Annotated in this window: 26 protein-coding genes and 3 tRNA genes; 12 read left to right on the top strand and 17 right to left on the bottom strand. The window is 69.0% G+C overall.

From position 1 onward, the window contains the following. Position 1 precedes the first annotated feature (1 nt). The 3 genes from OHA18_RS34120 to OHA18_RS34110 all read right to left on the bottom strand — a co-directional run bounded on the left by OHA18_RS34120 (position 2) and on the right by OHA18_RS34110 (position 2,686). Entirely contained in the window at positions 2-1,264 is a 1,263-nt protein-coding gene (locus OHA18_RS34120; protein WP_328999471.1) for a tetratricopeptide repeat protein, read from the bottom strand. 115 nt (positions 1,265-1,379) lie between these two features. Beyond that, a complete protein-coding gene (locus OHA18_RS34115) occupies positions 1,380-2,255 on the bottom strand; it encodes a tetratricopeptide repeat protein (RefSeq protein WP_328999470.1) in 876 nt (291 codons plus the stop codon). Then, the gene (locus tag OHA18_RS34110; RefSeq protein WP_328999469.1) at positions 2,252-2,686 is read right to left on the bottom strand and encodes a hypothetical protein; all 435 of its coding nucleotides are present in this window, start codon (positions 2,684-2,686) and stop codon (positions 2,252-2,254) included. The genes OHA18_RS34115 and OHA18_RS34110 overlap by 4 nt, the downstream gene beginning before the upstream one ends. Before the next feature lie 76 nt (positions 2,687-2,762). On the opposite strand from OHA18_RS34110, the gene OHA18_RS34105 reads away from it, so the two are divergent. Beyond that, positions 2,763-3,170, top strand: a complete 408-nt coding sequence (locus tag OHA18_RS34105) for an HIT family protein (RefSeq protein WP_328999467.1) — start codon at positions 2,763-2,765, stop codon at positions 3,168-3,170. Here the strand turns inward: OHA18_RS34105 and OHA18_RS34100 are convergent. Genes OHA18_RS34100 through pgsA form a run of 3 tightly spaced genes read right to left on the bottom strand, consistent with a single transcriptional unit; the run spans position 3,163 to position 5,802 of the window. Then, positions 3,163-4,260: a glycosyltransferase family 4 protein gene (locus OHA18_RS34100; protein ID WP_328999466.1), complete on the bottom strand. Its 1,098-nt coding sequence runs from the start codon at positions 4,258-4,260 to the stop codon at positions 3,163-3,165. The two genes, OHA18_RS34105 and OHA18_RS34100, sit on opposite strands and share 8 nt — an antisense overlap. Before the next feature lie 10 nt (positions 4,261-4,270). Continuing rightward, on the bottom strand, positions 4,271-5,140 hold the full coding sequence (locus OHA18_RS34095) for a phosphatidylinositol mannoside acyltransferase (protein ID WP_328999465.1): 870 nt from the start codon (positions 5,138-5,140) through the stop codon (positions 4,271-4,273). 2 nt (positions 5,141-5,142) lie between these two features. Beyond that, positions 5,143-5,802: a phosphatidylinositol phosphate synthase gene (gene pgsA, locus OHA18_RS34090; protein ID WP_328999464.1), complete on the bottom strand. Its 660-nt coding sequence runs from the start codon at positions 5,800-5,802 to the stop codon at positions 5,143-5,145. A gap of 108 nt (positions 5,803-5,910) precedes the next feature. Here pgsA and OHA18_RS34085 point away from each other — a divergent pair, with 108 nt between their 5' ends. Together OHA18_RS34085 and OHA18_RS34080 are read left to right on the top strand one after the other, a co-directional pair. Beyond that, positions 5,911-6,855: a hypothetical protein gene (locus OHA18_RS34085; protein ID WP_328999463.1), complete on the top strand. Its 945-nt coding sequence runs from the start codon at positions 5,911-5,913 to the stop codon at positions 6,853-6,855. Positions 6,856-6,924: 69 nt separating this feature from the next. After that, positions 6,925-7,866, top strand: a complete 942-nt coding sequence (locus OHA18_RS34080; RefSeq protein WP_328999462.1) for a hypothetical protein — start codon at positions 6,925-6,927, stop codon at positions 7,864-7,866. A gap of 7 nt (positions 7,867-7,873) precedes the next feature. On the opposite strand, the gene OHA18_RS34075 is transcribed toward OHA18_RS34080, so the two are convergent. Together OHA18_RS34075 and thrS are read right to left on the bottom strand one after the other, a co-directional pair. Then, the gene (locus tag OHA18_RS34075) at positions 7,874-8,446 is read right to left on the bottom strand and encodes an HIT family protein (RefSeq protein ID WP_328999461.1); all 573 of its coding nucleotides are present in this window, start codon (positions 8,444-8,446) and stop codon (positions 7,874-7,876) included. Next, positions 8,443-10,464 carry a threonine--tRNA ligase gene (gene thrS, locus OHA18_RS34070; RefSeq protein ID WP_328999459.1) on the bottom strand — a complete coding sequence of 674 codons (2,022 nt, stop codon included), beginning with the start codon at positions 10,462-10,464 and terminating at the stop codon, positions 8,443-8,445. Before thrS ends, OHA18_RS34075 begins: the two co-directional genes overlap by 4 nt. Before the next feature lie 178 nt (positions 10,465-10,642). On the opposite strand from thrS, the gene OHA18_RS34065 reads away from it, so the two are divergent. The 3 genes from OHA18_RS34065 to OHA18_RS34055 are packed head-to-tail and all read left to right on the top strand — an operon-like array spanning position 10,643 to position 12,938. Then, positions 10,643-11,554 (top strand): ATP-binding cassette domain-containing protein, encoded by a 912-nt coding sequence (locus tag OHA18_RS34065; RefSeq protein ID WP_328999458.1) that lies wholly within the window; start codon positions 10,643-10,645, stop codon positions 11,552-11,554. Then, a complete protein-coding gene (locus OHA18_RS34060) occupies positions 11,551-12,198 on the top strand; it encodes a DedA family protein (protein WP_328999457.1) in 648 nt (215 codons plus the stop codon). The genes OHA18_RS34065 and OHA18_RS34060 overlap by 4 nt, the downstream gene beginning before the upstream one ends. Further along, positions 12,195-12,938, top strand: coding sequence for an ABC transporter permease (locus OHA18_RS34055; RefSeq protein WP_328999456.1), 744 nt, complete (start codon positions 12,195-12,197; stop codon positions 12,936-12,938). Before OHA18_RS34060 ends, OHA18_RS34055 begins: the two co-directional genes overlap by 4 nt. Here the strand turns inward: OHA18_RS34055 and OHA18_RS34050 are convergent. Next, positions 12,897-13,559, bottom strand: coding sequence for an FMN-dependent NADH-azoreductase (locus tag OHA18_RS34050; RefSeq protein WP_328999454.1), 663 nt, complete (start codon positions 13,557-13,559; stop codon positions 12,897-12,899). The two genes, OHA18_RS34055 and OHA18_RS34050, sit on opposite strands and share 42 nt — an antisense overlap. 65 nt (positions 13,560-13,624) lie before the next feature. Here OHA18_RS34050 and OHA18_RS34045 point away from each other — a divergent pair, with 65 nt between their 5' ends. Continuing rightward, entirely contained in the window at positions 13,625-14,485 is an 861-nt protein-coding gene (locus tag OHA18_RS34045; RefSeq protein WP_328999453.1) for a sigma-70 family RNA polymerase sigma factor, read from the top strand. On the opposite strand, the gene OHA18_RS34040 is transcribed toward OHA18_RS34045, so the two are convergent. The 4 genes from OHA18_RS34040 to OHA18_RS34025 all read right to left on the bottom strand — a co-directional run bounded on the left by OHA18_RS34040 (position 14,469) and on the right by OHA18_RS34025 (position 19,494). Continuing rightward, on the bottom strand, positions 14,469-16,001 hold the full coding sequence (locus OHA18_RS34040) for a MinD/ParA family ATP-binding protein (protein ID WP_328999452.1): 1,533 nt from the start codon (positions 15,999-16,001) through the stop codon (positions 14,469-14,471). The genes OHA18_RS34045 and OHA18_RS34040 overlap by 17 nt on opposite strands. 141 nt (positions 16,002-16,142) lie before the next feature. Next, complete coding sequence (locus tag OHA18_RS34035; protein WP_328999451.1) at positions 16,143-16,808, bottom strand: response regulator transcription factor; 666 nt, start codon at positions 16,806-16,808, stop codon at positions 16,143-16,145. Then, the gene (locus OHA18_RS34030; protein ID WP_328999450.1) at positions 16,805-18,361 is read right to left on the bottom strand and encodes a sensor histidine kinase; all 1,557 of its coding nucleotides are present in this window, start codon (positions 18,359-18,361) and stop codon (positions 16,805-16,807) included. The genes OHA18_RS34035 and OHA18_RS34030 overlap by 4 nt, the downstream gene beginning before the upstream one ends. A gap of 47 nt (positions 18,362-18,408) precedes the next feature. Then, positions 18,409-19,494 (bottom strand): GntR family transcriptional regulator, encoded by a 1,086-nt coding sequence (locus OHA18_RS34025; protein WP_328999449.1) that lies wholly within the window; start codon positions 19,492-19,494, stop codon positions 18,409-18,411. Between the two features lie 73 nt (positions 19,495-19,567). Between OHA18_RS34025 and OHA18_RS34020 the strand changes: the two genes are divergently transcribed. From OHA18_RS34020 to OHA18_RS34010, 3 genes are read left to right on the top strand one after another with little or no spacing between them, the layout of a single operon-like run. Then, positions 19,568-20,290 (top strand): SDR family NAD(P)-dependent oxidoreductase, encoded by a 723-nt coding sequence (locus OHA18_RS34020; protein ID WP_328999448.1) that lies wholly within the window; start codon positions 19,568-19,570, stop codon positions 20,288-20,290. Between the two features lie 12 nt (positions 20,291-20,302). Continuing rightward, the gene (locus tag OHA18_RS34015) at positions 20,303-21,766 is read left to right on the top strand and encodes an ArnT family glycosyltransferase (protein WP_328999447.1); all 1,464 of its coding nucleotides are present in this window, start codon (positions 20,303-20,305) and stop codon (positions 21,764-21,766) included. Positions 21,767-21,785: 19 nt separating this feature from the next. Next, positions 21,786-22,391: a formylglycine-generating enzyme family protein gene (locus OHA18_RS34010; RefSeq protein ID WP_328999446.1), complete on the top strand. Its 606-nt coding sequence runs from the start codon at positions 21,786-21,788 to the stop codon at positions 22,389-22,391. 19 nt (positions 22,392-22,410) lie between these two features. Here the strand turns inward: OHA18_RS34010 and OHA18_RS34005 are convergent, their stop codons facing one another. Continuing rightward, entirely contained in the window at positions 22,411-23,322 is a 912-nt protein-coding gene (locus OHA18_RS34005; RefSeq protein ID WP_328999445.1) for a zinc-binding dehydrogenase, read from the bottom strand. A gap of 160 nt (positions 23,323-23,482) precedes the next feature. Here OHA18_RS34005 and OHA18_RS34000 point away from each other — a divergent pair, with 160 nt between their 5' ends. Then, positions 23,483-24,007, top strand: a complete 525-nt coding sequence (locus tag OHA18_RS34000) for a GNAT family N-acetyltransferase (protein ID WP_328999444.1) — start codon at positions 23,483-23,485, stop codon at positions 24,005-24,007. 277 nt (positions 24,008-24,284) lie between these two features. Here the strand turns inward: OHA18_RS34000 and OHA18_RS33995 are convergent. The 3 genes from OHA18_RS33995 to OHA18_RS33985 form a co-directional block, all read right to left on the bottom strand. Next, positions 24,285-24,356 (bottom strand) — tRNA-Val (locus OHA18_RS33995). A 31-nt stretch (positions 24,357-24,387) separates the two neighbouring features. After that, positions 24,388-24,458: transfer RNA gene (locus OHA18_RS33990), tRNA-Cys, on the bottom strand. A gap of 61 nt (positions 24,459-24,519) precedes the next feature. Beyond that, positions 24,520-24,592, bottom strand: a tRNA-Gly gene (locus OHA18_RS33985). 176 nt (positions 24,593-24,768) lie between these two features. Here OHA18_RS33985 and OHA18_RS33980 point away from each other — a divergent pair. Then, positions 24,769-25,581 (top strand): aminotransferase class IV, encoded by an 813-nt coding sequence (locus tag OHA18_RS33980; protein WP_328999443.1) that lies wholly within the window; start codon positions 24,769-24,771, stop codon positions 25,579-25,581. Positions 25,582-25,675 lie beyond the last annotated feature (94 nt).

Below are 25,675 nucleotides of genomic sequence, written 5' to 3'. Positions count from 1 at the left end.
GTTAGCCCTTTGATTCTCGGTTGAGGCGGCGGCGTACGTCGCGGGACTTCAGGTACGCCGCCACGTCGTCGTACCGCTCGCTCTGGTTGGCGAACTCGATGTACGAGCGGACGCGGTGCAGCCAGTCGAGCGTCGACGGCTTCACCGCGGCCAGCGCCTCGGTGAGGTGCCGCATGTCCAGCGGCGGCTCGCCTCCAGTGGAGAGCGCCTCGTCGATCACCTTGTCCACACCGCGCTCGATCAGCGCCCGCAGATCCGCGCCGCTGAACATCGGCGTCTGCCCGGCAAGCGCCTTCAGGTCGAGCCCGTCGGCCGGGACGTCCTTCGTCAGCACCGTCAGGATGTCCGCGCGGGCCAGCTCGTCCGGCGGCGGCACGAAGATCACCCGGTCGAAGCGGCCCGGCCGGAGCATCGCCTCGTCCACGTCCCAGGGCGCGTTCGTCGCGGCGAGCACGAGCAGGCCGTCGTTCTCGGAGCCGATCGCGTCGAGCTCCTGCAGCAGTACGTCGACCAGCCGCCGCGCCTCGGACCCGCCGTGCTTGTGCCGCGCGAACGCCAGTGCGTCCAGCTCGTCGAGGAACAGCACGCACGGCCCATTGGCGCGGGCACGCTCGAAGGCAGCGTGCAGATTGCGCTCCGACACCCCGAGGTACGGGTCCATCACGTCTTCGATCCGGACGTTCACGAACGGCAGACCGCACTCCCCCGCGGTCGCCCGCGCGAGCAGCGTCTTACCGCAGCCGGGCGGTCCGTAGAGCATCACGCCGCCGCCGGACTTGCGCCCGTACTTCTCGTACAGCTCCGGCCGGCTCAGCGGGAGGATCACCATCCGGTGGATCACCCGCTTGATCTCTTCCATCCCACCGACCTGGTCGAAGGTGGTCGTCTCTTTCATCGCCTCGGTGCTCAGAGGATCCGACTCCGCCTCGGGACCGACCTTGATCCGTACGCCGCTGCGCTCGGCGATCATGCCGTCGACGAGCTGCTGCAGCCGCCCGGTGCCTTCGACGACGCCTTGCTGGCGGGCCGCTTCGAGCAGGTTCCGCAGCAGGGCGAGCCGCCCGTTCGCCGCGGCCAGCTCACCGACCGGCACGAACTGGTCGTCCGGCAACCCCCGGTGATCAAGCAGTACGACGTACTGGTCCAGGGCCTCCTCGTTTTCGCCGGCGGTGGCCAGCGACTCGGCCAGGAGAAGCCGGAGCATCACGTCATCCGGACTGCTCTCGACAGCCTTGCGCAATGCTTCGATGCGATCGCCGGTCATGGGGCCTCCCGGCCTGGACTGAGGAGTGGAGGGAGCGAAGCGACCGGAGCGACGAGGGAAGGCCGGGAGTCACAGCCCCATGGCCCCCGCGACGGAGTCGCGGCATCCAATACAGTCATCGGCCCCACTTCCGGTTGATCCAGCGGCGGACCAGCGGTGGGACCACCCACGAATACACGCAGAACGCCAACCAGATCATGGCGAACGCGAACGACAGCGGCGCGAGACCTACGGCTCGGAGGCCGTAGATGACCGCGACCACGCAGATCCAGACGACCAGCGGATTCACCCGGGCGAACGGGCGCAGCGGAAGCATCAGCGGATGGTTGATCAGCTTCGCCTGGCGGGCCGCTTCGCGCAGGTCCGCGTCACCGGGCTGGGCCGCTGCCGCGGACGCGAGCGAGGTGTAGCCGGAACGCGAGTCGCCGGTGAGCATCGACGCCGTACCATGCAGGGCCCGGGCGTTCGGATCCTCGGGATCGTGGGCGAGGGCCTCCGTGCTGTGGCGGTGCATGTCGCGGTCCTTGCCGAGCGCAAACGCCACCTGGGCACGGGCCGACGAGACGGCCGCGCTCTCCGGCGCGTGCGACGCGGCACGCTCGACCAGAGCGCCCGCCTTCCCAGCCTGGCCCGCGGCCAGGCAGACGCGCGCGTAGCCGAGCAGGAGATCGGGTTCGTTCGGGTCAAGGCTCAGGCCTTGCAGGAATGCGGCCTCGGCCTCGGGCAGCCGACCCTCGGCTCGCAGCGCTGAGCCGAGCACGTGGAGCATCGCCGGGAACGGGCCGTGCTGCGCCAACCCGTCCCGCAGTACGTCGACAGCCTCGGCGTTCCGGTCGAGGGAGTGCAGCGCGGCACCGCGGAGGAGGTACGCGCGGTAGTTGACAGCCGCGTCGCCGCTCAGCCCCTGGAGCTCGTCGAGCGTGCGTTCGGCGTGGCCGATCCGCAGCCAGTGCGCAGCCATCTGCAGGCGCGATTCGCTTGGGTCGTTCACCGGATCACCGTCACCAGCAGCAGGATCAAGAACTCGGCGACCGCCCCGCCGATCGTCACCGGGATTCCCACCCGCCACAGCGATCCGTAGTCCGTGCCTCGAAGCTGGAATGCGCGATCCATCGGACGCTGGACCCGGAGCTGGACCAGGAAGCACAGCACGGCGACCACGCGAGTGCTCACTTGCAGGCCGTCACCACCGAGCAGGGCGAACAGCGCGACGACGGCGACGAGGCCGACGAGTCCGGTCAGCAGGATGAGCCGGCGCTTCGCGGCGTCGACACCGAGCCGGCCGGAGTTGAGGAACGCAACGGTCGTGGACGCGATCACGCCGCCGAAGAAGGCGACGTACGCCTGCGACATCAACCGCCACGGGCGCACGGACATGTCCACACCCGCGCCGATCGTCGGGCGCAGAAGTTCGTCCGGCATCGAGCTCCTCGGGTGGACAGGCGCGCAAGCTACGGTGCCCAATTATCCGGGCTCGCGCAGTGTATAGCCTGTGCCGATGAGCGAGAACTGCATCTTCTGCGGAATCGTGGCCGGCGACATCCCGTCCACCCGGGTCGCGGAGACCGACCGGGCGATCGCCTTCATGGACATCGCCCCGGCGACCCCCGGACACCTGCTGGTGATCCCGCGGGCACACTCCACCGACCTCCGCGAGGCCGCTCCGGAGGACCTGACCGCCGTGACCCTGCTCGCCCAGTCGCTGGTCGGCCGCGTCATCGACCGTCTGGAGGGCGCGACCGGCGCCAACCTGCTCAGCTGCATCGGCCCGGACGCCTGGCAGACCGTCTTCCACACCCACCTGCACGTGATCCCCCGCTACCCCGACGACCCGCTGGTGCTGCCGTGGCAGCCGCATTCAGGCGATCTCGACGAGATCAAGGCCGTCCACGCCAAGCTCATCTAGCAACGAGTTCGTACACCGACAGCAGCTCCGGCAGCAGCACCGACCAGTCGTAGCGCGGTACGGCGCCGAGGCCGGCTGTGCGGAGGTGTTCGCGTTCGTCGGGCCGACCGAGCAGGCGTAGCGCGCGGGCCGCCAGCTCGGCGGCGTTGCCGGGCTCGAACAGCTCCCCCATCCGACCGCCGTCCAGCACCTGATGGAACGCGGGCAGGTCGCTCGCGAGTACGGGTGCGCCGGCCGCCATCGCCTCCAGCAGGACGATGCCGAAGGACTCTCCGCCGAGGTGCGGCGCGACGTACACGTCCGAGCCGGCCAGCATGTCCGCGCGGGCCTCGTCGTCGATCGCACCAAGAAACAGAACGTTCTCCCGGTACCGCGGTGGCAGCGACCGCCGCGCTTCGTCAGCCTGCCCCGAGCCCGCGATCAGCACCTTCAGCCGAGGACGCTCGGCAAGCAGCAGCGGTACGGCGTCCAGCAGTACGCCGAGACCCTTGCGTGGCTCGTCCAACCTGCCAAGGAAGCTGATCGTGCCGTCCGGGCCCATCCAGTCCGGGCGCGGACTGCCCTTGAAACGGGCGGTGTACAGGCCGTTCGGGATCACGACCGCCTCGCCGCCGACGTGCTGGACCATCATCGAGCGGGCGTTCTCCGACACCGCGATCCGCGCGTCGATCTTCTCCAGCGCCGGCCGGAGCAGGCTGGCGGCGACGCTCATCGCCCGGGACCGGACCTGCCAGGTGTGGAAGGTGGCGACGAACGGCCCGTCGGCCGACCAGAGCGCGATGATCGACGCACTCGGCGTGGTCGGCTCGTGCACGTGGACCACGTCGAAGTCGCCGTCCGCGAGCCAGCCCTTCACCCGGGCCGCCGTCCGCGGGCCGAAGGTCACCCGGGCGACCGACCCGTTGTACGGCACCCCGACCGCGCGACCCGACGAGACGACGTACGGCGGGATCGCGTCGAAATCGTCCACCGGGGCGAGGACCGAGATCTCGTGGCCCAGCGACAGCAATGCCTCGGCCAGGTCGCGGACATGGTTCTGGACCCCGCCGGGCGTGCCCAGCGAGTACGGGCACACCACACCGATCCTCACAGGACGATTGTTACCCCTCGAGGAAGATCCTCTGCAGCATGTGCCAGTCCTGTGGATGAGCGGCGATCCCGATCGCGAACGCGTCCGCGCAGCGCTGGGTCATCGCAGCCGCGCCGCCGTCGGGCTCGATCGCGTCGTGGAAGGTGATGACGAGGTCCGGGCCGTCGTAGTGCAGCGTCGCCGGGATCAGCGGGGCGCCGGTCTTCAGGCTCAGCGCGGCCGGGCCGACCGGCATCCGCGACGGCCGGCCGAAGAACGTGACCGGGATGCCACGTTCGGACAGGTCGCGGTCGGCGACCAGGCAGACGAAGCCTCCGGCCCGCAACCGGTCCGCGAGGATGCCGGTCACGTCGTCGTCGCCACCGGTCAGCGGCAGGACCTCCATGCCCAGCCGCTTGCGGTACGCGATGAAGCGGTCGAACAGCGACTCCGGCTGGAGCCGCTCGGCGACGGTCGAGACCGGCATCCCGGTCAGGCCCGCCCAGGCGCCGGCGTGGTCGTAGTTCGCCAGATGCGGGAGCGCACAGATCACCCCGCGACCGGCTGCGTGCGCGTCCCGGAGCAGCTTCTCGTTGACCGTGCGGACGCTGCTGACGATCTCCTCGTCGGTCCACTCCGGCAGCCGGAACGTCTCCTGCCAGTAGCGCAGGTACGAGCGCATTCCGGCGTGCACGAGCGCGTCGAGCTCAGCCTCGGTCGCCTCGGGACGTACGACGGCCAGATTGCCGCGCAAACGCCGTACGCCGCGACCGTTGCGGCGCACTGTCCGGTCGGCGGCCCGCCGGAACAACCACGTGACGATCCGTTCGGGCAGGCGTCGTACCAGGGTCCAGGCGAGCGCGAAGGCCAGGTCGACCGCCCGTTGCCGCAGACCATCCATCGTCAGTCGTTCTTCGGCTCCGCGGGCGGGGTGTCCAGGCCCGCGTTGTCAGGATCCGCGAGGACCTGCTTGCGGACCGAGAGCGACCGCTGGACGACGGTGATCGTGCTCGCGGCGGCGACGTACCAGATCACGATCTCGAGCAGGATCGGGAGGTTCAGCACGTCGGAGAAGAACGCGAGGATCAGCGTGAACACCAGCCGGTCGGCGCGCTCGGCCAGGCCGCCGCTCGCCTTCAGGCCGAGGCTCTCCGCCTTGGCCCGGGCGTACGAGGTGACCGCGCCCATCACCAGCGCCCACAGCGTGACCGCGGCCATCAGGGTCGAGTTGCCCGCGCGCGAGTTGGCGTAGAACATCACCAGGCCGCCGTAGATCGCGCCGTCGCCGATCCGGTCCAGCGTGGAGTCGAGGAACGAGCCCCACTTCGACGACGTCCCGGACGTCCGGGCCATGTAGCCGTCGATCATGTCGGAGAACACGAAGCAGGTGATGACCACTGTGCCCAGCCAGAGGTGGCCGCGCGGGAAGAAGATCAGCGCGCCGGCGGACACCCCGATGGTGCCCACCAGCGTGACCGCGTCGGCGCTCACGCCGAGCTTGAGCAAGAGGGTGGCGATCGGCGTGATCACCTTGGTCCAGAACTGCCGGAATCTGTTAAGCATGGCGACGCGATCGTAGTCGAGACGGATCACCATCCGGTGACATGCCACCCGATGAGACCTGCACGAGACCTGGATTCGCGCGATGCTGGAGCCAGTGAGGAGGTGGGCATGCGTCGACTCGTGGGCACTCTGGCCGTTCTGCTGGTGGCCGGCGGCTGCACGGTCGCCCAGCGCGCGAACGACTCACGTCCGCCTACCGCGCCCCCGACCGCGGTGATACCGACCGTGATCGCTCCCCCGCAGCCCGAGGGCCTGGACGGTACGGCGGGAGCGCCCGGCCCGCAGATCTGTACGGCGATCACCCGCGCGCTGACCGCCAAACTCCGGGTCCCGGTCACCGCGAAACCGAACGCCTGGAACGACGGCGGCCTCCCGGCCATGGACCTGTGCACCCTGCTGCTCGAGGACCGGGCCGTCACGATCGGGGTCAGCGCGCTGCCGAGCCAGCCCGACACGCTCAGCCGGCTGATGGACGGTGCCGGCGCGCTCGAGGCGCTGCCGGAGCTCGGGCCGGACGCATTCATCGCGGACTCGCGGCTGGTCTTCCACGTCGGCGACCGGGCGGTGCGGATCACGCCGGCGGACGGCATCGACCGCAGCACGGCGGCCGGCATCGACCGGGCCAAGGCTGTCGCGATCGCGCTCGCCGCGCGGGACGCCGTACCGAAGAACCTGCGGCCGGCCCGGCAGTCGGACGAGACGTGCCAGCTGTCGAACTCGGCGGCCGAGCGGTTCGTCCAGTTGCAGGTCCAGCTGCGGCGCGACTATCGGGTGAAGGGTGCGCTGACCTGTATCTGGGGGACGTTCGAGGCGACGGTGTCGATCGTCGAGGCGTTCGACCAGGCGACCATCCCGGAGTCCCAGCGGGTGCCGCCACCTCGATTCGCCCCACTCGGCCAGCCCGGGTACTACCTGCCCGAGGCCGGCGAACTCGTGTTCCGGCAGGGCCGCCGCGTGGTTCGCGTGTCCGCGCTGACCAACCCGCCGCGCGAGGTCACCCTGGACGCGTTGACGAAGATCGTCGACCCGATGCTGCCGCTCTTCCTGCGCTGAGAGCCAGCTGAGAACTTTCCGGTCCAGTCCAGCGTCTCACCACCATCAATCACCATTGGGGGTGGGTTCATGATCAAGTGGACGAAGTACGGCAGCGTTCTGTCCGCGGGGGCTCTCGTTGCCGCGATGCTGGCGACGGGGACAGCGGCAGCACAGCCCAGCAGTCCGGCGGGAACCAGGAGCACGCCGAGCGAATGCCTGCTGAATCTCGGTTCGGTGACCGCCGGCGGCGATCACCGGATGCAGACGATCCAGGCCGAAGGCGCTGTGGTCGACGACTGGATCGTTGCCAAGGACATCTATCCGGACGGGCAGGTCCGGCTGAGCGCGACGGTCCGGTACGGGGCCGCCGAGGTCGGCGGGACGGGTCACCAGGGCCCGGTCATCATGGGCTCGACGATGTACGACACCAGCTATCTGACGGCGGACGGCCGCGGGCCGGTGTCGCAGAAGCGGGTCACCCGGGTCGGACCCGGCTGGCAGGTGTACCGCAGTCTCGACCGGTCGACGTACGTCACCGCCACCAAGCAGCGCGACACGGAGTACTCGCTGCACACCGACGGCACCCTCTATCGCCGCAACGTCACGTACAAGGACGGCGTACCAAGTCGGCAGATCACCGGGTGGCAGTCCGGGTACAAGGGCGTGAAGGCGATGACGCTGATCAGCCAGACGGCGACGTACGACACGTTCCTGATGACGCTGACGTCCGGCAAGCTCTACACGGCGCGGTTGCCGCTCGCCGGCGGGCAGATCATCCCGGGTGTGGTGAAGCAGGTGCGAGGCTCGACCTGGCAAGGGTTCGAATCACTGGTGGCGGCCTCGTGCTGGGACGGCGTACTGCTGCTCGGCATCGACAAGGACACCAAGTCCGCCTACCTGTACTCGGTCGGGCACGCCAACGGCGCGGCCACCACGATCAAGCTGATCCGCAAGGTGCCGGGCACATTCGGCGACCCGGTCTACTTCGACTGGCAGCTGTTCAGCGGCGAGCGGCTGGCCGGCGACTGAGCTGCCCCTAGGGCCAGGACTTCGCGAGCAGCGCCCGGGTGTCGGAGAGGAGTTGCGGGAGAACCTTGGTGCCGGCGACGACGGGCATGAAGTTCATGTCGCCGGACCACCTCGGTACGACGTGCTGGTGCAGGTGGGCCGCGATGCCCGCGCCGGCGATCTCGCCCTGGTTCATGCCGATGTTGAAGCCCTGCGCCCCCGACACCGTGCGGACGGCCTGCATCGCCTGCCGGGTCAGCTCGGCGACGTCGGTGACCTCGGCGCCGGTCAGCTCGGTGTAGTCGGCGACATGCCGGTACGGCACGACCATCAGGTGGCCCGGGTTGTACGGGTACAGATTCAGGACGGCGTACGCCGCGTCGCCGCGGTGCACGATCAGCGCGTCGGCGTCCGGCAGCCCGGGCAGCCGGCAGAACGGGCAGCCCGAGCCGGCCTCGGAGCTGGTCGGCTTGTTCTCCCCTTCGATGTACGCCATCCGGTGCGGCGTCCACAACCGCATGAACTCGTCCCGCACCCCGACCCCGTCCTGCCGCACGAGCTCTTCCGGCTCGTACGGCGAGGCGGGACGGTCGTCCGTCATACCTGGACGCGCTTCTTGACGGCCTCGACGATCTCGGCGACCGCGTCGGCGACCGGTACGCCGTTCTTCTGCTCGCCGTCGCGGTACCGGAACGAGACCGAGCCGGCGGCCATGTCGTCGTCGCCGGCGATCAGCATGTACGGCACCTTGGACTTCTGGGCGTTGCGGATCTTCTTCTGCATCCGGTCGTCGGACGCGTCGATCTCGACCCGGATGCCCTGCGCCTTGAGCTGCTTGGCGACCTCGAACAGGTAGTCGACGTGCCCGTCGGTGATCGGGATGCCGACCACCTGGACCGGGGCCAGCCACGGAGGGAACGCGCCGGCGTAGTGCTCGGTCAGCACCGCGACGAACCGCTCGATCGACCCGAACAGCGCACGGTGGATCATCACCGGCCGCTGCCGCGAGCCGTCCGGAGCGGTGTACTCCAGCTCGAACCGCTCGGGCAGGTTGAAGTCCAGCTGGATCGTCGACATCTGCCACGTCCGGCCGATCGCGTCCCTGGCCTGGACGGAGATCTTCGGGCCGTAGAACGCCGCGCCGCCCGGGTCCGGGACCAGCTCGAGGCCGGAGCCCTCGGCAACTTCCCGCAGGGTCTGGGTGGCCTCCTCCCAGACCTCGTCGGAGCCGACGAACTTGTCCGGGTTCTTGGTGGAGAGCTCGAGGTAGAAGTCGTCCAGGCCGTAGTCGGCCAGCAGGCCGAGCACGAACGTCAGCAGGTTGCGCAGCTCGTCGCGCATCTGCTCACGGGTGCAGTAGATGTGCGCGTCGTCCTGGGTGAAGCCGCGGGCCCGGGTCATGCCGTGCACGACGCCGGACTTCTCCAGCCGGTAGACCGTGCCGAACTCGAACAGCCGCAGCGGCAGCTCCCGGTACGACCGGCCGCGGGCCGCGAAGATCAGGTTGTGCATCGGGCAGTTCATCGGCTTCAGGTAGTAGTCCTGGCCCTGCTTGCGGATCTGCCCGTCCGCGCCGCGCTCCTCGTCCAGGTGCATCGGCGGGTACATGCCGTCGGCGTACCAGTCGAGGTGGCCCGAAGTCTCGAAGAGCTGCCCCTTGGTGATGTGCGGCGAGTAGACGAACTCGTAGTCGTCCTCGACATGCCGCTGGCGGGAGTAGTCCTCCATCACCTTCCGCAGGACGCCGCCCTTGGGGTGGAACACCGCCAGCCCCGAGCCGATCTCGTCCGGGAAGCTGAACAGGTCGAGCTCGTTGCCCAGCTTGCGGTGGTCGCGCTTGGCGGCCTCCTCCAGGCGGTTCAGGTATGCCTTCAGCTCGTCGCGGGACTCCCACGCCGTGCCGTAGATGCGCTGGAGCTGCGGGTTCTTCTCGCTACCCCGCCAGTACGCCGCCGCGGTCCGCATCAGCTTGAAGTTGCCGAGGTACCCGGTGGCCGGGACGTGCGGGCCGCGGCACAGGTCCTTCCACGCGACGCTGTCGTCCCGCCGGACGTTGTCGTAGATCGTCAGCTCGCCGCCGCCGACCTCGACACTCGCGCCCTCGGCCGCGTCGGCCGCGGAGCCCTTGATGCCGATCAGCTCGAGCTTGTACGGCTCGCTGGCGAGCTCTTCGCGCGCGTCGTCGTCGGAGACCACCCGGCGGCTGAACCGCTGCCGCTCCTTGATGATCTGCTGCATCTTCTTCTCGAGCTTGCCGAGGTCCTCCGGCGTGAACGGCGTCGGCACGTCGAAGTCGTAGTAGAACCCGTTCTCCACCGGCGGGCCGATGCCGAGCTTGGCCTCCGGGAACAGGTCCTGCACCGCCTGCGCGAGGACGTGCGCGGTCGAGTGCCGGATGATCGCGCGGCCGTCCTCGGACGCCGCCTTGACCGGCTCGATCCGGTCGCCGTCGGCGACCACCCGGGACAGGTCGCGCAGCTCACCGTTGACGCGCGCGGCGATGGCAGAGCGGTCCTGGCCGAAGATCCCGGCGAACAGCTCCCCGATCGTCGTCGTCTCGGTCACACTCCGCTCAGCCTCGCCCTCGACGCCGACCAGCTGGACCTTGACTTCCGACACAGTGCACTCCTCGGTTGCGCGTCACCGGCCGATTGCCGGTCACGCCACAGATGGTATCGACATCGCGACGCCGACCCGACGGCGTATCCACAGGCCCGCCGTACCTGACCAAAGTCGGGGGTCGGTCCAGCCGTTGGTCCGATGTGCCGGGGGTGCCCGGATTCGTAGTTTCGACACCGTGATCACCCTTGAAGGACTCACCAAGACCTACGGCGACACCCGCGCCGTGGACTCGCTCGACCTCACCGTCGCGCCCGGCCGGGTGACCGGCTTCCTCGGCCCGAACGGCGCCGGCAAGTCCACCACGATGCGGATGATCCTCGGCCTCGACGCCCCGACCGAAGGCGTCGCGCTCGTCGACGGCCGCCCGTACGCCGACTGGCCGGCGCCGCTGACCAAGGTCGGTGCCCTGCTCGACGCCAAGGCGCTGCACCCGCGGCGGACCGCGCGGAACCACCTGATCGCTATGGCGCACAGCAACGGCATCCCGGTCAGTCGGGTCGATGCCGTGCTGTCGATCGTCGGCCTGGATCCGGTCACCCGGAAGCGGGCCGGACAGTTCTCGCTCGGCATGGGCCAGCGCCTCGGGATCGCCGGCGCGCTGCTCGGGGATCCCGGGGTGCTGATGTTCGACGAGCCGGTCAACGGTCTCGACCCGGACGGCGTTCGCTGGGTCCGCGAGCTGATGCGTTCCCTGGCAGCCGAGGGCCGGACGGTGTTCGTCTCCAGCCACCTGATGAGCGAGATGCAGCTGACCGCCGACCAGTTGGTCGTGATCGGGCGCGGCCGGCTGATCGCCGACGCACCGGTCGCGGAGGTGATCGCGGGCTCGTCGCGCAGCACGGTCGCCGTTCGCGTGCCCGATCGCCGGCACCACGCAGTACTGCGGGAACGGCTGACAACCGAGGCGGAGCGTGTGGACTCCGTCGACGACCGGTTGATCGTGACCGGCGTACCCGTCGAGCGGGTCGGTGATCTCGCGCACGAGCTCGGCGTACGGCTGCATGAGCTACACACCGAGCAGCCGTCGCTCGAGGACGCGTACATGGAGCTCACCGCCGACAGCGTCGAATACGGGGTGGCGTCGTGAGCGATGCGATCCTGCACTTCGCTGACGAGCTGATGTCCTCGTGGTGGATCTATCTGGCGCTGTGGGGCTTCGCAGCCCTGGACGGCTTCTTCCCGGCGATCCCGAGCGAGACGCTGGTCGTCACGGCCGGTGTGTTCGCCGCATCGACCGGTGAGCCCAACCTGTACGCCGTGATCGTGGTCGCGGCGATCGGCGCGTTCATCGGCGACCACATCTCGTACGCCCTCGGCCGCGGCGCCGGCGGGCGGCTACTCGACCGGGTCAAGCCAGGTACCAAGCGGCACGCGGCCATCCTGTGGGCCCGGCGCTCGCTGGAGGAGCGCGGCGGCCTGGTCCTTGTCGTCGCTCGTTACGTGCCCGGCGGCCGCACCGCGGTCACGCTGACCATGGGCTCGGTGCGCTACCCGCTGGCGAGCTTCACGCCGTTCGCAGCGCTCGCCGCGGTCAGCTGGGGCGCGTACTGCACATTGGTGGGCTTCATCGGCGGCAAGGCCTTCGAGGACAACCCGCTCAAGGGCGTCGTCCTCGGAATCGGCCTGGCGCTCGCCGTCACCCTCGTCGTCGAACTGGTCCGCCACCGACTACGCAAGCGTAAGCCTCAAGCTCAAGTAGACCCTCAACCCATGGAAGCAGGCAGGCGATGAACGCGGTCCGGTCGGAGTGGACGAAGCTGTGGACGGTCCGGTCGAGCTGGTTGAACATCGCAGGAGCTGTCCTGCTGACAGCGCTGCTCGGGGTGCAGTACGGGTTCAGCCTCGCCTACGACAACTCCCATCGCGCGCACGCCTCGTCACAGCCCGTCGGCCAGTTCGGCTCCTCGGTGATCCTCATCGTCCAGGTGGTCTTGGCCGCCTTCGCACTGCTGACCGTGACGTCGGAGTACGCCACCGGCAGCATCCGCTCGACCCTCCAGTGGACTCCGGTGCGGCGGAACGTCGTACTGGCGAAGGCGGCCGTGTTGGCACCGGTCCTGTTCGGCTACGGGCTGCTCGTGGCCGCGATCGCTTCCGTGACAGGAGGTCTGGCCGCGGGCTCGTGGGCTGAGTGGGATGCGAGCGGACTCGTCGTCGACCTGCTGTCGGTCGGCTTCTACGCAACCGTGGCCGGCTTGTTCGTCGCCGGGATCGCCTGGGTGGTTCGCAGTACGGCGGGCACGCTGACCGTTGCCTTCCTGCTGCTCCTGGTCGTCCCGCTCATGCTCAGCCAGAGCTCACTGCGCGCACTGGTCTGGATTGCTGCGCTGCTGCCCGGTGGCGCCGGCCAGAACTACCTGACCGGCACCACAGACCCGCTCTCCCCCACTCTGAGCGCGCTCGTCCTGGTTCTGTGGGCTTTGGGTGGACTAGCGCTCGGCAGTCGCGTGCTGACCCGGCGCGATGCTTGAGATTGCCTCGGCCAGGGACTGCTCCGCCAACGGACGCAGGTGCGCGAGGCGCGGGACCAGCCCGGCCAGACAGAACTCCGAAGTGATGAAGCGGATGTTGTCGTCCCGGACGCCGTAGTTGGTGAAGTACGCGCGCAGGTAGGGCACCTCGTAGTCCCAGCCGTCCCGCGGTGTCCCCGGACCGTACGCACCGCCACGGCTGGTGATCACTACTACCTCGGTGTCGCCCAGGGCCAGCGCACCGGGGAAGGTGATGCGGTCGATCCAGGCCTTCAGCGCGGCCGGCAGCGAGAAGTTGTACAGCGGCGCCCCGATCAGGATCGTGCTGCTCGCCAGCACCTCGTGGATCAGCGGTTCGGTCACCGCCCAGGCATCGGCTTCTGCGGTGTTCTCGACCAGAGCTCCGACCAGTTCCAGCGGTACGACGCCCTCCCGCTCGGAGCGTCGACCGAGCTGGCAGTACGCCGTGTCGATGGGTGGCACCGGGCCCGCGGCGAGGTCGCGGTAGCGGTACTCGGTCGAGTCGTGGTCGGACCGCCAGCGGTCCGCGAACAGTCTGGTCAGCCTCCTGGTTACCGACTCGTCGGAGCGATTGGCACTGGAATCCAGATGCAACAGCATGGTCACCTTCGTCGTCTCGTGGTCGTCAGACTGGGTGACGGCGGGTAGCGCGGAAAGGTGACCAAGTGGACAAGCTGACCGAGGCCTTCGAAGCGGAGCGCAGCAAGCTCGAGGCGGTCGCGTACCGCCTGCTGGGCTCGCACAGTGAGGCCGAGGACGCGGTGCAGGAGGCGTGGATCCGGCTCGACCGCACCGACGGCATCGACAATCTGGGCGCTTGGCTCCGCACGGTGGTGACGCGGATCTGCTTGGACATGCTGCGCGGTCGCAAGGCCCCGCCGGAGGATCCCGACGAGCTGGAGCAACTGCCGACGGTCCGACGTACGCCAGAGGACGAGGCGCTCGTCGCGGACTCGGTCAGCCGGGCGTTGCTCGTCGTACTGGACACGTTGGAGCCGGCCGAGCGGATCGCGTTCGTGCTGCACGACATGTTCGCCGTACCGTTCGCGCAGATCGCGCCGATCGTCGAGCGCAACCCGGTCGCGACCAAGAAGCTCGCAAGCAGAGCCCGGCAGAAGGTGCAAGGCACGCCGGCGGTGCCCGCTGCCGAGCTGGCCCGGCAGCGCCGTGTTGTCTCGGCGTTCCTCGACGCTGCTCGCTCAGGTGATCTACCGGCGATCCTGGACGTGCTGGACCCGGATGTCGTCCGCCGGGTCGACGCTGCCGCACTGGCCCCAGGCATGTCTGCCGAACTGCGTGGTGCACGCGCCGTCGCCGAGGGCACCGCGGCGTTGGCGGCCCGCTCTCAGCTGGCCGAGCTCGCGTTGGTGAACGGCGAGGTCGGAGCCGTTCTCGCCCCGGAAGGCAAGCTGTTGCTGGCCATCACCTTCACCAGCGAGGCGGACCGGATCACGTCGTACGACGTGGTTGCCGATCCGGACCGCCTCGACCAGTTGAGTCTTGCTGTCCTCAGCGCGGAGCGTTGAGGGCGATCGTCACCTGCTCCGACACCCGGGCTGCCAGGTCCAGGCCGGCGCGCCGGGTGGCGGGCTGCAGCGCGGAGTGGTCCAGCGGACCTTCGGCCGCGATGTGCATGTCGGTCGGGATGTCGACGACGGCAGCCGCACGAGACTCGAAGTACGGGCGGAGCTGCTTCTCGACCTCCTTGTTGACGTCGCCGGGACCGTTCGAGACCGCGATGACGGCGCGGCGGATCAGCCGCTGCGCCTCGGGACCCTGGCTGTCGAGCTCCTCGAGCATCTGCACGGCGGCCGCACAGGACAGGCTCTTCCACTTGATCGGGATGACGAGGGCATCCGCCGCCTTCATCGCCTCGCGCCAGTTGCTGGAGCCTTCGTTGTTCCCGGTGTCGATCACGAGCACCTTGTAGAACCGGCTCAGCAGGCGGTGGATCAGGTCGAAGTCCTTGGCCTCGATCTGCGCGTACGTCGTGGTCGCCGACGTCAGCACGTCGTACTGACCGGACACCTGATGCCGCAGGTACGCCGCGACGTCACCGAGCCGGGCATCCGGCTGGGTCAGCATCGGCATCGCCTGCAGCATGTCCGTCACGGTCGACCGGGAGTTCGTGTCGTGGGTGCGCAGGTGCATGTTGCCGCGCAGCTCGTTGTTGTCCCACGCCACGACGCCGCCACCGCGGGCCTGGCCGAGCGCACCGGACAGCAGCAGCGTGGTCGGCGTCTTGCCGGAGCCGCCCTTCGGGTTGGCCACGACGATCGTCACCGGACGCCGGAAGGCCGTCGCGGCAGTCGCCCGCGCGATCCGCTCGGACCGCTCGGTGCTGCCGGGACGCAGCTTCAGCATGCTGCGGACACCACGCTCGGCCGGAGCCTCACGCGGCAGCGGCAGGGCCTGGATCAGGTCGTCCGTGCGGAACGACAGGTTCTGCGGGGGCTGAGGAGTCTGCTGACCCGGGATGCCCTGCGGGAAGAAGTGCTGCGCCGCCGGGGACAGCGGCTGACCACCCTGAGGTGCAGGCGGCTGCGCAGGCTGCGCAGTGGGGCCTTGCTCCTGGCCGGGGCCGGAACCGTGGAACGAGGAGCCGCCGAAGACCGGACTGCTCGGGCCGGTGCCCTGCGCCGGGGGCAGACCGGTGTCGGCAGCTGCCGGATCGGTCTCCTCCGTCGCCTGGGACTCGATGGCGGGCTCTTCGTCGTACTCCTCGGGCTGGGTCCACGACGCTGCGGCGGAGTCGGCGACCGGCTGGGTCCACGACGGGGCCGGCGGGCTCTGCTGCGGCTGGGTCCACGGCGCAGGCTGGTCCACGGGCTGGCTGGCCGGAGTGGACCACGTGTCGCCGGGGAACTCCTGGGAGAGAGCGTCGGGCTTCTGCTCGTCGGCGTCGGTGGTGGCGTCGTCGGCAGGCTCGGCGTCGTTAGGGTCCGGCTGGGTCCAGGAGGGGGTCGGCTGCCACATTCTCCGGACCTCGGCCGCCGCCGCTTCCCGGTCCTTGTGCTGTCCGGAGTTGTGCGAGTCGGTCACGACCTGGATCCCCGATTCTGTCAGGGGGCGGGTGGCCCCTGGAGGCTGCTGGGTTGTCCGGAGGTGAGGGCTCCGGGAGGCACCACTATCCCATGACCCGGTGTCCTCACCACGTCACCACCCGGAGCGTTCCCGAACAGCTCAGGCAGTGACCAACCCGGCCTCGTGGGCGACGATCGCGGCCTGGACCCGGTTCTTCACGCCGAGGCGCAACAGAACGGCGCTGACGTAGGCCTTCACGGTCCCCTCGACCAGGTACAGCCGGGCCGCGATCTCGGCGTTCGACAGCCCCGCACCGACCAGTCCGAGCACGTCCAGCTCCCGCGGGCTGAGTACGGCGACCTGCTCCTTGGCGGCCGCCGCGCGGGCCATCGCACCGCCACCGGATCCGGCGCTCAGCTCGGCGATCACCCGCTGCGCCACCCGGGGTGACAGGTACGCGGCGCCGTCGGCAACGGCCTTCAGCCCGGCGATGAGCTCGCGAGGGTCGCCCGACTTCAGCAGGAAGCCGCTGGCGCCGTCACCGAGCGCACGGGCGATGTACGCGTCCTCGGAGAAGGTGGTGAGGATGACGACCGCGGTCTCCGGCACGGTCCTCCGGATCTCCGCGCCCGCGGCCAGTCCGTCCATCCGCGGCATCCGGATATCCAGTACGGCGACGTCCGGCCGATGCCGGCGTACCGCTTCGACTGCTTCCACACCGTCCGCTGCCTCGGCAACGACCTCGATCTCGTCGTCGGTTCCGAGGATCGCGCGGACTCCGGCCCGCACCATCGCCTCGTCGTCGGCGAGCATCACCCTGATCATCCGGTCTCCTCCGGGGTTGGTGCGACCGACCCGCTCGCCACGACCGCTTTGGCGACCAGTGCGCCGTCGGCGAAGCACAGGCGGTACACATAGTTGGCGGAGAACGGAGCGGCTGGACGGTAGTACCGGCAGCTCCAACCGGCCGGTGGCTGGTAGCGCTCCGTCGGCGCATCGATCATCTGCATCCGTGGCAGCACCTTCACCACGTCGGCTTCGGACTGGCCGATGGTGAGTTCGTCGTACTGCGTGGGTCGCAGGATCGCGCTGTAGCCCGCGACGAGGTAGTAGCCAAGGGCCACCGCACCTACTACTGCACCGAGCAGCAATGGTGCGGCGATAGCGGTGACCAGTCCGCGTCGCGCGCTCCGTCGTACGGTCGCTCGCTCGACTGCGGCTGTCGGGGGCTCCGGTCGACCGCCGGCGCGGGGCATGGTGGCTGTGACTTCGAACCCGCCTCCTGGTCGCGGACCGGCGGTCAGTGATCCACCGGCCAGGCGGACGCGCTCTTGTAGACCGTCCAGTCCTCGTCCACCGGACGGTGCAGCCACTGGCCGGCTGGCTCCGGTGTCCACAACCTGCACGCGTACGTCGTCCTCGTTTGAGGTCACTGTGACCGTCACCGCTGCGCCGGGTGCGTGTTTGCTCGCGTTCGTCAACGCTTCCTGCACCACTCGATGCACTGCGCGGTCCACCATCGGCGCCAACTCGCCGTCGACCTCCTCGGCCAGCTGCACGACCAGTCCGGACGCTGCAGCGCGCTCCACCAACGCCCGCACTGTCTCGTCGTGCGGCGTCGTCGGTGCGTCCTGGTCACGGAGTACGCCGACGATTTCGCCGAGCCGCTCGGTCGCAGTGGCCGCCGACTCGCGCAGCTCGCCTGCAGCCTGCCGGTGCGCTTCGGGCAGCGACGGGTCGAGCTCGAGTGCCGCGGCGCGCAGTGCGATCAGGCTGAGCTCGTGACCGACGGAGTCGTGCATGTCCTCGGCGATCCGCGACCGCTCACGCAGCCGTTCCTGATCGATCTCCATCTGCTGCTCGCGTTCGATCCGCTCGGCCCGCTCCCAGCCGGCCGTCGCCAGCAACGCCTGCTGCGCGCGGTAACGGCCGATCAGCCAGGGCAGGACGACCAGCAGCAGCGCGAGCAGGAGCATCAGGAGCCACGTCAGTACCGCTTCGGTCGCCTGTGCACCCCGGCGTACGGTCAGAGCGAGGACGAGCATTCCGACGAGCGACCCACTGCACACTACGACGAAGTGCTTGAGCTGCGTCTCACGCCGACCGGCCAGATAGCTGAGCAGGCTGATCGCCGGTACGAGTGCGATCTGCACTCCGTTCGTCGTACCGAGGGCGACGGCCAGGATGACGATCTCGGCCCAGGCAACAGCGGCCAACGCCACCAGCGGCCACCTGCGACGACCGAGGACGGCGAACGCCAGTACGGCGATGCAGGCCGCGCGGAACCAGTACGGATCGTGCCGTGCGCCGCTCTCGGCGAGCACGAGGAAGCTGAGCGCGGCCCACAGACCCACGTCCCCCAGGCGCCGCCACTTCATGCCGTAGACGCTACACACTCGGCCGCGGGCCGCCGTACTGCCGAAAGTCAGGTGTTGCCGACGGCATCGACTATCTCGAACTGGACCAGGGACAGGTTCGGCACCGGTTCGCCGCGCAGCTGGGCCAGCAGCAGGTCGACGGCCTGACGGCCCATCTCCGTCTGGTTCTGGCGGACATGCAGGTACGGCGGTCCGCCGATGGAGTCCCCCGGTGAGTCGAAGCAGGCGACCACGCGATCCCCGCCGAGCACGCGGTCGACCATGCGGGCCAGGTTGTACTCACACGCGAAGTACGCCGTCACCTCGGGCATGTGGTCGCGGAACGCGCGGATGACGTCCAGGTCCGCCCGCACGCTCTCAGGCGTCGTCGAACCGGGCAGTGTGCTGCGTAGGTCGGTCAGCTCGTACGGGCGTCCGCGGTCGGTGAAGGCTGCGCGAAAGCCTTCCAGACGGTCCTCGATGGAGGACGTGTTCACTGGTGGTGGGGACACGAATGCGATGTGTTCGTGGCCATGGTCGAGCAGGCGTGTGGTGAGCGCACGCGCAGCTGCCACGTTGTCCGTGTGTACGGCGGCTACCGGGATGCCGGACAGATGGCGGTCGACGAGGACCACCGGGAACCCGTCCAGGACCTGCCGGAGCAGACTGGCGTTGTAGAAGTCACCGTGCACCGGGAAGACGATCAGCCCGTCCACGGTGGCCACGAGCGAGTCGACGGCCTTCTCCTCGTCGGACTGGCGCCCATGGGTACGCCGTACAACCAGGTGGGCGTTGTACTCCGCGCAGCGCTCCTCGATCGCGTTGAGCAGGTCCAGCCCGTACGCCTCGGACATGTCCGGCACGATGAGCGCGATCGAACGGGCCTCCCGCCGCGGAGTCGGACGCAACGGGACAGTCAGATCGGTGAGGTCGGGCAGTCGCCGTACGACGAAGGTGCCCTTGCCGCGGATGCGCTCCACCAGACCGGCCTCACGCAGTACCTCCAGAGCGCGCTTGGAGGTGATCCGGCTGACCCCGAACTGAGCCGCCAGCTCCATCTCCGACGGCACCCGGTCCCCCGGCCGCAGGGCGCCACGCCGGAGCTGCTCCAGCACATGAGCGCAGATCCGCTCGTACAGCAGTGCCACCCGCATGTCCCCTCGCCCGTTGTCTGGTTGACATATCCAATCATCCCGGACTGTCGGTAGGCCGTGGCAGCCTTCGGGCATGGACATCGCAGGAAAGGTCGCAATAGTTACCGGAGCCGCGGTCGGCATCGGCCGCGCGATCGCCCAACGCCTGGCCGCGGCCGGCGCGTCCGTCGTAGTCGCGGATATCGACGTCGAGGGCGGTCGGCGTACGGCGGAGCTGATCGGACCGTCGGCACGGTTCACGCGCGTCGATATGCGGGACGATGACGCGATCACCGAGCTGATGGACTGCCAACCGCAGATCCTGGTCAACAACGCGGGCGGCGGCGCTGTCCTCAGACCGTGCTTCCCGGAGGCTTCGGTCGAGCGCTGGACCGACTCCCTCGCGGTAAACCTGCGGGCTCCGATGCTGGCTACTCAGCTGGCTCTCCCTGGAATGCGTGCGGCAGGCGGTGGCGCGGTGGTGAACGTTGGATCGACGGCTGGGTTGGGCTATGGGCCGCACGTGTCACCGGAGTACAGCGCCGCCAAAGCAGCACTCATCCGGCTGACCACAACCCTGGCACCGCTGGACGGGGTGCGGGTGAACTGCGTCGTACCGGACTGGGTGGCGACTGAGCGCGGCCTGCGAGAGCAGGAAGCATTGCCGGTGGAAGAGCGCGGGCCGGAGCTGGTTCCTCTCGATGCGGTGACCGGTGGAGTGCTCCGCTTCGTGCAGGACGAGACCCTGGCTGGTCGCGTGCTACTACTGGACCGCGGGAGGGATCCTCAACTGCTGGCGGGGACCCTGTCTGACTGACAGCATTCGCCCATGACCCGCCCTCCGGTGCTCCCTTTTGCTGCGCGGCCTGTGGTGGGCGTGGCGTTGATTGTCGGTGTGGTGCTGACTGCGCTGTCCGGGCGCTACGGCTACCACCGCGACGAGCTGTACTTCGTGGTCGCCGGCCGGCACCTCAGCTGGGGGTATATCGACCAGCCGCCGCTGACTCCGCTGCTCGCCCGCATCTCCACCACGGTCTTCGGCGACACCGTGATGGGTCTGCGGGTGCTGTCGACGCTGAGCACCGTCGCGACGGTCATCGTCATCGCGCTCCTCGCCCGCGAGTTCGGCAGCGCCCGGCGCGGACAGGTACTCGCTGCGATCTGCGCCTCCGTCTCCGGCTTCGTGCTCGGCGTCGGCCACATGGTGTCCACGGCGACGTACGACCTGCTCGCCTGGATGCTGATCGGGCTCTTCGCGGTCAAGCTACTCCGCACCGGCGACGGCCGCTGGTGGCTCGCGCTCGGGCTGACAGCCGGGATCGCCTTGGAGAACAAGTACCTCGTGGTGCTGCCGGTCGGCGCGCTACTCGTATCGCTGCTGATCGTCGGACCGCGCAGCGTGCTGCGCTCGTGGTGGCTGCTCGCGGGCGTCGCCGTGGCCGGGGTGGTCGCACTCCCCAACGTGCTGTGGCAGTTCCAGCACGACTGGCCGCAGCTCACGGTCGCCGGCGGGATCAGCGACGACGACGGCACCGAGAACCGCGTCATGTTCATCCCGCTCCAGATCCTGCAGTTGTCGCCGTTCCTGGTCCCGATCTGGGTGGCCGGGTTCCTCCGGTTGTGGCGGCAGCTTCAGTGGGCGCGCTCCGTCGCGCTCGCCTATCCGGTGCTGTGCGTGGCGGTCCTGGCCGTGGGCGGCAAGTCGTACTACGCGTTGCCGCTCCTGCTCGTCCTCGTCGCGGCCGGCTGTGAGCCGGCGCTGCGGTGGATCGACCGCCATCGGATCCAGGCCGTCATCGGATTGGTGCTGACGGCATTGACCTCGGCCGTCTTCACCCTGCCCGTGCTGCCCGCGTCGGCCGCCGACTTCGTCATCCCGGTGAACAAGGAGCAGGGCGAACAGATCGGCTGGCCCGCGTTCGTCGCGACGGTCGCCACCGCCTGGGGCCAGATCGCGCCGGCGGACAGGTCGACGTCGACGATCTTCGCCGGCAACTACGGGGAGGCCGGCGCGCTTCGGCGCTACGGACCTTCACACGGCCTGCCAACGGCGTACTCCGGTCACATGAGCTTCGCCGACTGGGAGCGACCGCCGGACACGAACACCGGGCCGGTCCTGCTCGTCGAGATCCAACGGACGCCGACGTTCGAGGCGCACTTCCAGAACTGCAAGCAGGTCGGGACAGTTGACGCGATCGTCTCCAACGACGAGGACGGCACTGCCGTGGTGCTGTGCGATGCGCCGGCGGAGCCGTGGTCCACGGTATGGCCGAAGCTCAGGCAGTTCTACTGACGGCCCGTACGGTTGGACGGTGCTTGACCTGGTTGACATCCCCGCCGGCCTGATCTTCCTCCGCGACGATCGCCAGGACCGGCGCTGGCACGTCAACCTGCCCGCATTCCGCCTCGGCCGCTACCCGGTGCAGGCGGGCGACGCACCGCTCACGGATGTCAGCTGGTACGACGCTGTTGCCCTGTGCAACCAGATGTCGGTGGACGCGGGTCTGCCGGTCGCCTATGAGATCTCCGGCTCGGCGGTCAGCTGTGATTGGGCTTCTCCGGGGTATCGGTTGCCGACCGAGGCCGAGTGGCAATGGGCGTGCACGGCGGGCGCGGCGGCGTACCGCTATGGGCCGCTCGACGAGATCGCCTGGTATTCGGAGAACTCCGGCGGGCGGGTCCATGCTGTCGGCGGGAAGGCCAGCAACGCGTGGGGGTTGCACGACATGCTCGGGAACGTCTGGGAGTGGTGCTGGGATTTGTACGATCCCGAGACGTACGGGGCGTACCGGATCTTCCGCGGCGGCGGTTTCGCCGACCCGGAACGGTCGGTCGGGTCGACGGTCCGCCGGCGGTCGCATCCCACGTTCGCGATCGAGGACCTCGGTTTTCGCCTCGCGCAGTCCGTTACGGCCTGAGCGCTCACGGCTTGAGTGCTCACGGCCTGAGCGCGAGCTTGCCTACCGTGACGCCTGCCTCGAGTTCGGCGAGGACCTTCGGGCCGTCCGCGAGGTCGTAGACAGTCGGCCTGCCGGGCGGGTACACGCCGGCCTCGATGAGCGTGTCGAGCTCGGCCATCACGTCGGCGAACAACTCCGGCGCGTGCTGGATGAACGTGGTGAGATGGTGACCAATCACGTGCACGGGATGCCTGAAGTTCAATTCCCAGTTGCTGATCGATGACTCACCGCCCGCGGCGCCGAGCACGATCACCTTCCCGGTCACCCGGCGCGCGACCTCGACACTCTTGCGGAACGTCTCACCACCCACGGACTCCAGCACCACATCGACACCCCCGTCCGCCAAGCGCAGTACCTCAGCGGTGAGATCCGCAGTCCGGTAGTCGATCACGTGATCCGCACCAAGCCGCCGTACGACGTCATGCTTCGAAGCGGACGCCGTCGCGATGACCGTTGCCCCGTAGTACTTCGCGATCCGCACCGCCGCCTGCCCGACCCCACCGGCAGCCGCGTGGATCAGCACCGTGTCACCGGCAGTTAGTTGCCCCAGCTGCCGGAGCGCCGCGAGCGCCGTTGCCCAGTTCAACATCAGGCCGAGCGCTTCCTCGTCCGTCCATCCCGCCGGCACCGGTACGACGTCCGCCATCACCATGTACTCCGCGAACGCGCCGTACCCGGTCCCGATGACGTGCTCCCCCACGGCCACCCCAGTCACCCCGCTCCCCACCGCAACAACCTCCCCCGCAGCCTCGAACCCGGCCAGATAAGGCGCCTGCGGCCCACCGTCGTACGTCCCCCGGCTCTGCATCACATCCGCAAAGTTGACCCCCGCAGCCCCCACCCGCACCAACACTTCCCCATCCCCAGCCACCGGCACCGCAACCTCCACCAGCCGCAAACCCCCCGGCCCGCCCAACGAAGACTGCTCCAATGCCCGCACAATCCACCGTCCCCACCTGTTAGATCCAGATCGTACATCTGTTTGACCTGGATCATACAGCGGATAACCGGTAGCAGCCGGACCGTCCATCCCTGTAATTTCCGATCCGATGCCTCTGCCAGTGCTGACCGACCGCCTCGAGCTCCGTTGGCCGATCGAGTCCGACTACGCCGCCCTGTGCACGCTCTGGACCGACCCTCGCGTCGCCCGCTTCATGGACGACTACGGCCCCCGAGACCCAGCTGCCGTCCGCGACTGGCTGGATACCCACGCCAACAACCCTGGCGACGGCACCCACCTACAACTGATCATCACCCGCCGCTCCGACGCAGAGGTCCTCGGCTGGCTGGGCCTAGGCGCCAGCGACGACCCCCTAGCCGCCTGGAGCTTCGGCTACGCAGTACTCCCGTCCCACCGCTCCTACGGCTACGCAACCGAAGCCCTAAAGGCAGCCCTGGCCCACTGCCATGGAGACCGCGACATCCCCAGCCTCTGGGGTGAGTGCCACCCGACGAACGCAGCCTCAGCCCACGTAATGCAGTCCGCCGGCATGCAAGAAACCACCCCCGCCCCCAACACCAGCCGCCGCTTCATCCACCCACCAACCCAGCAGGCAACCCCACCGAACAGGTGACCCCACAGCCCAACCCAACGGGTGAACCGACCGCCGAACCCCGACCTGGCCGGTGAACCGACCGCCGAGCCCCGACCTGGCCGGTGAGCGGACCGCCTACCCCAGCCACCGCCGCCGAGCTGACCGTCCAACCCAGCCACAGGAGCCGAGCGAAGCGAAGGCGCAGGGGGTGCGGGTGGCGAAGCCCCCGCCGCGCGGCAAGCGAAGCGCAGCCGCACAAATAACGAAGGCGACCCGGTCCGCGCTCTCCGCGGACACAGGTCGCCTATCGCCTTCGTGGACGATACTGGGATCGAACCAGTGACCTCTTCCGTGTCAGGGAAGCGCGCTACCGCTGCGCCAATCGTCCAAGTAACACTCAGTTTGACCTGAGGTTCTCGAGGTGGAGACGGGATTCGAACCCGTGTACACGGCTTTGCAGGCCGTTGCCTCGCCTCTCGGCCACTCCACCACTGAGTAAGCTGGCTTTGAGAAAGCTGGCACTGAGAAGTTGGCCCGCCGAACCCTCTCCGAGCGGACGACCGGGTTCGAACCGGCGACCTCAACCTTGGCAAGGTTGCGCTCTACCAACTGAGCTACGTCCGCAGTGCGACCGGATTCCAGTGTCCCCGACGCGAGAAGAACACTAGCCCATCTGCGGTCGAGTTCAAAAATCGGGGTCCGCCCGCACGTCGACGTACCGTCATCAACTGGTCACCTTCGGACTGCCGCGCGGGACCGGATCGCCTGCGCACTAAGGTGTTGCGCGGAAGGAGCACCACATGCGTATCTGGCTCAACGGCGCCTTGCTCGACGACGAGGCGACCGTCTCGCCGCTCGACCACGGGCTGACCACCGGCGACGGCGTCTTCGAGACGATCAAGGTCGAGAACGGCCGCCCGTTCGCGGTCCGGCGGCATCTCGAGCGACTCGTCCGTTCCGCGGACGGACTCGGCCTGCCGACGCCGGACGTCGCGGCGATCGAGGCCGGCATCGAGGCGGTCGTCGATCCCGCGATGCCGTTCGGGCGGCTGCGGATCACGTACACCGGCGGTGTCTCACCGTTGTCGTCCGATCGCGGTACGTCGGGGCCGACGATCCTGGTCGCGACGCAGGAGATCAAGCGGCCGTCCGCGCCCTCCGCGATCGTCACGGTCCCGTGGGTCCGCAACGAGCGCAGCGCGGTCGCCGGCCTCAAGACCACGTCGTACGCCGAGAACGTCCGCGCGCTCGCCTACGCGAAGGAGCGCGGCGGCAGCGAGGCGATCTTCGCGAACACGATCGGCAACCTGTCCGAGGGCACCGGGTCGAACATCTTCTGCGTGTACGACGGCGAGCTGGTCACGCCGACGCTCGAGTCGGGCGCGCTGGCCGGCGTGACGCGCGGCCTGGTCCTCGAATGGTTCGGCGGCGTCGAGCGCGACGTACCGCTGGAGCGGCTGTTCGAGGCCGAGGAGATCTTCCTCACATCGACCACCCGCGATGTCCAGGGCATCCATCGCGTCGACGAGCGCGATCTCGTTGCGCCCGGCACCATCACGGCCCAGGTCGCGAAGATCTTCACCGAACGCTCAGCCGAGAACCTCAATCCGTAGCCCGGATCCCCAGGCCATCACAATCGGCGTCGTCCGGTCCCTGCCCGCAGGCAGGGGGCTGTGCGTCGCGATTGTGATGGCCTGCGGATCCGCG

The organism is Kribbella sp. NBC_00709 (assembly GCF_036226565.1).
Taxonomy (GTDB): Bacteria; Actinomycetota; Actinomycetes; order Propionibacteriales; family Kribbellaceae; genus Kribbella.
Note: the sequence above shows the minus strand (reverse complement) of the source record. Positions and strands in the feature narration are given on the sequence as shown.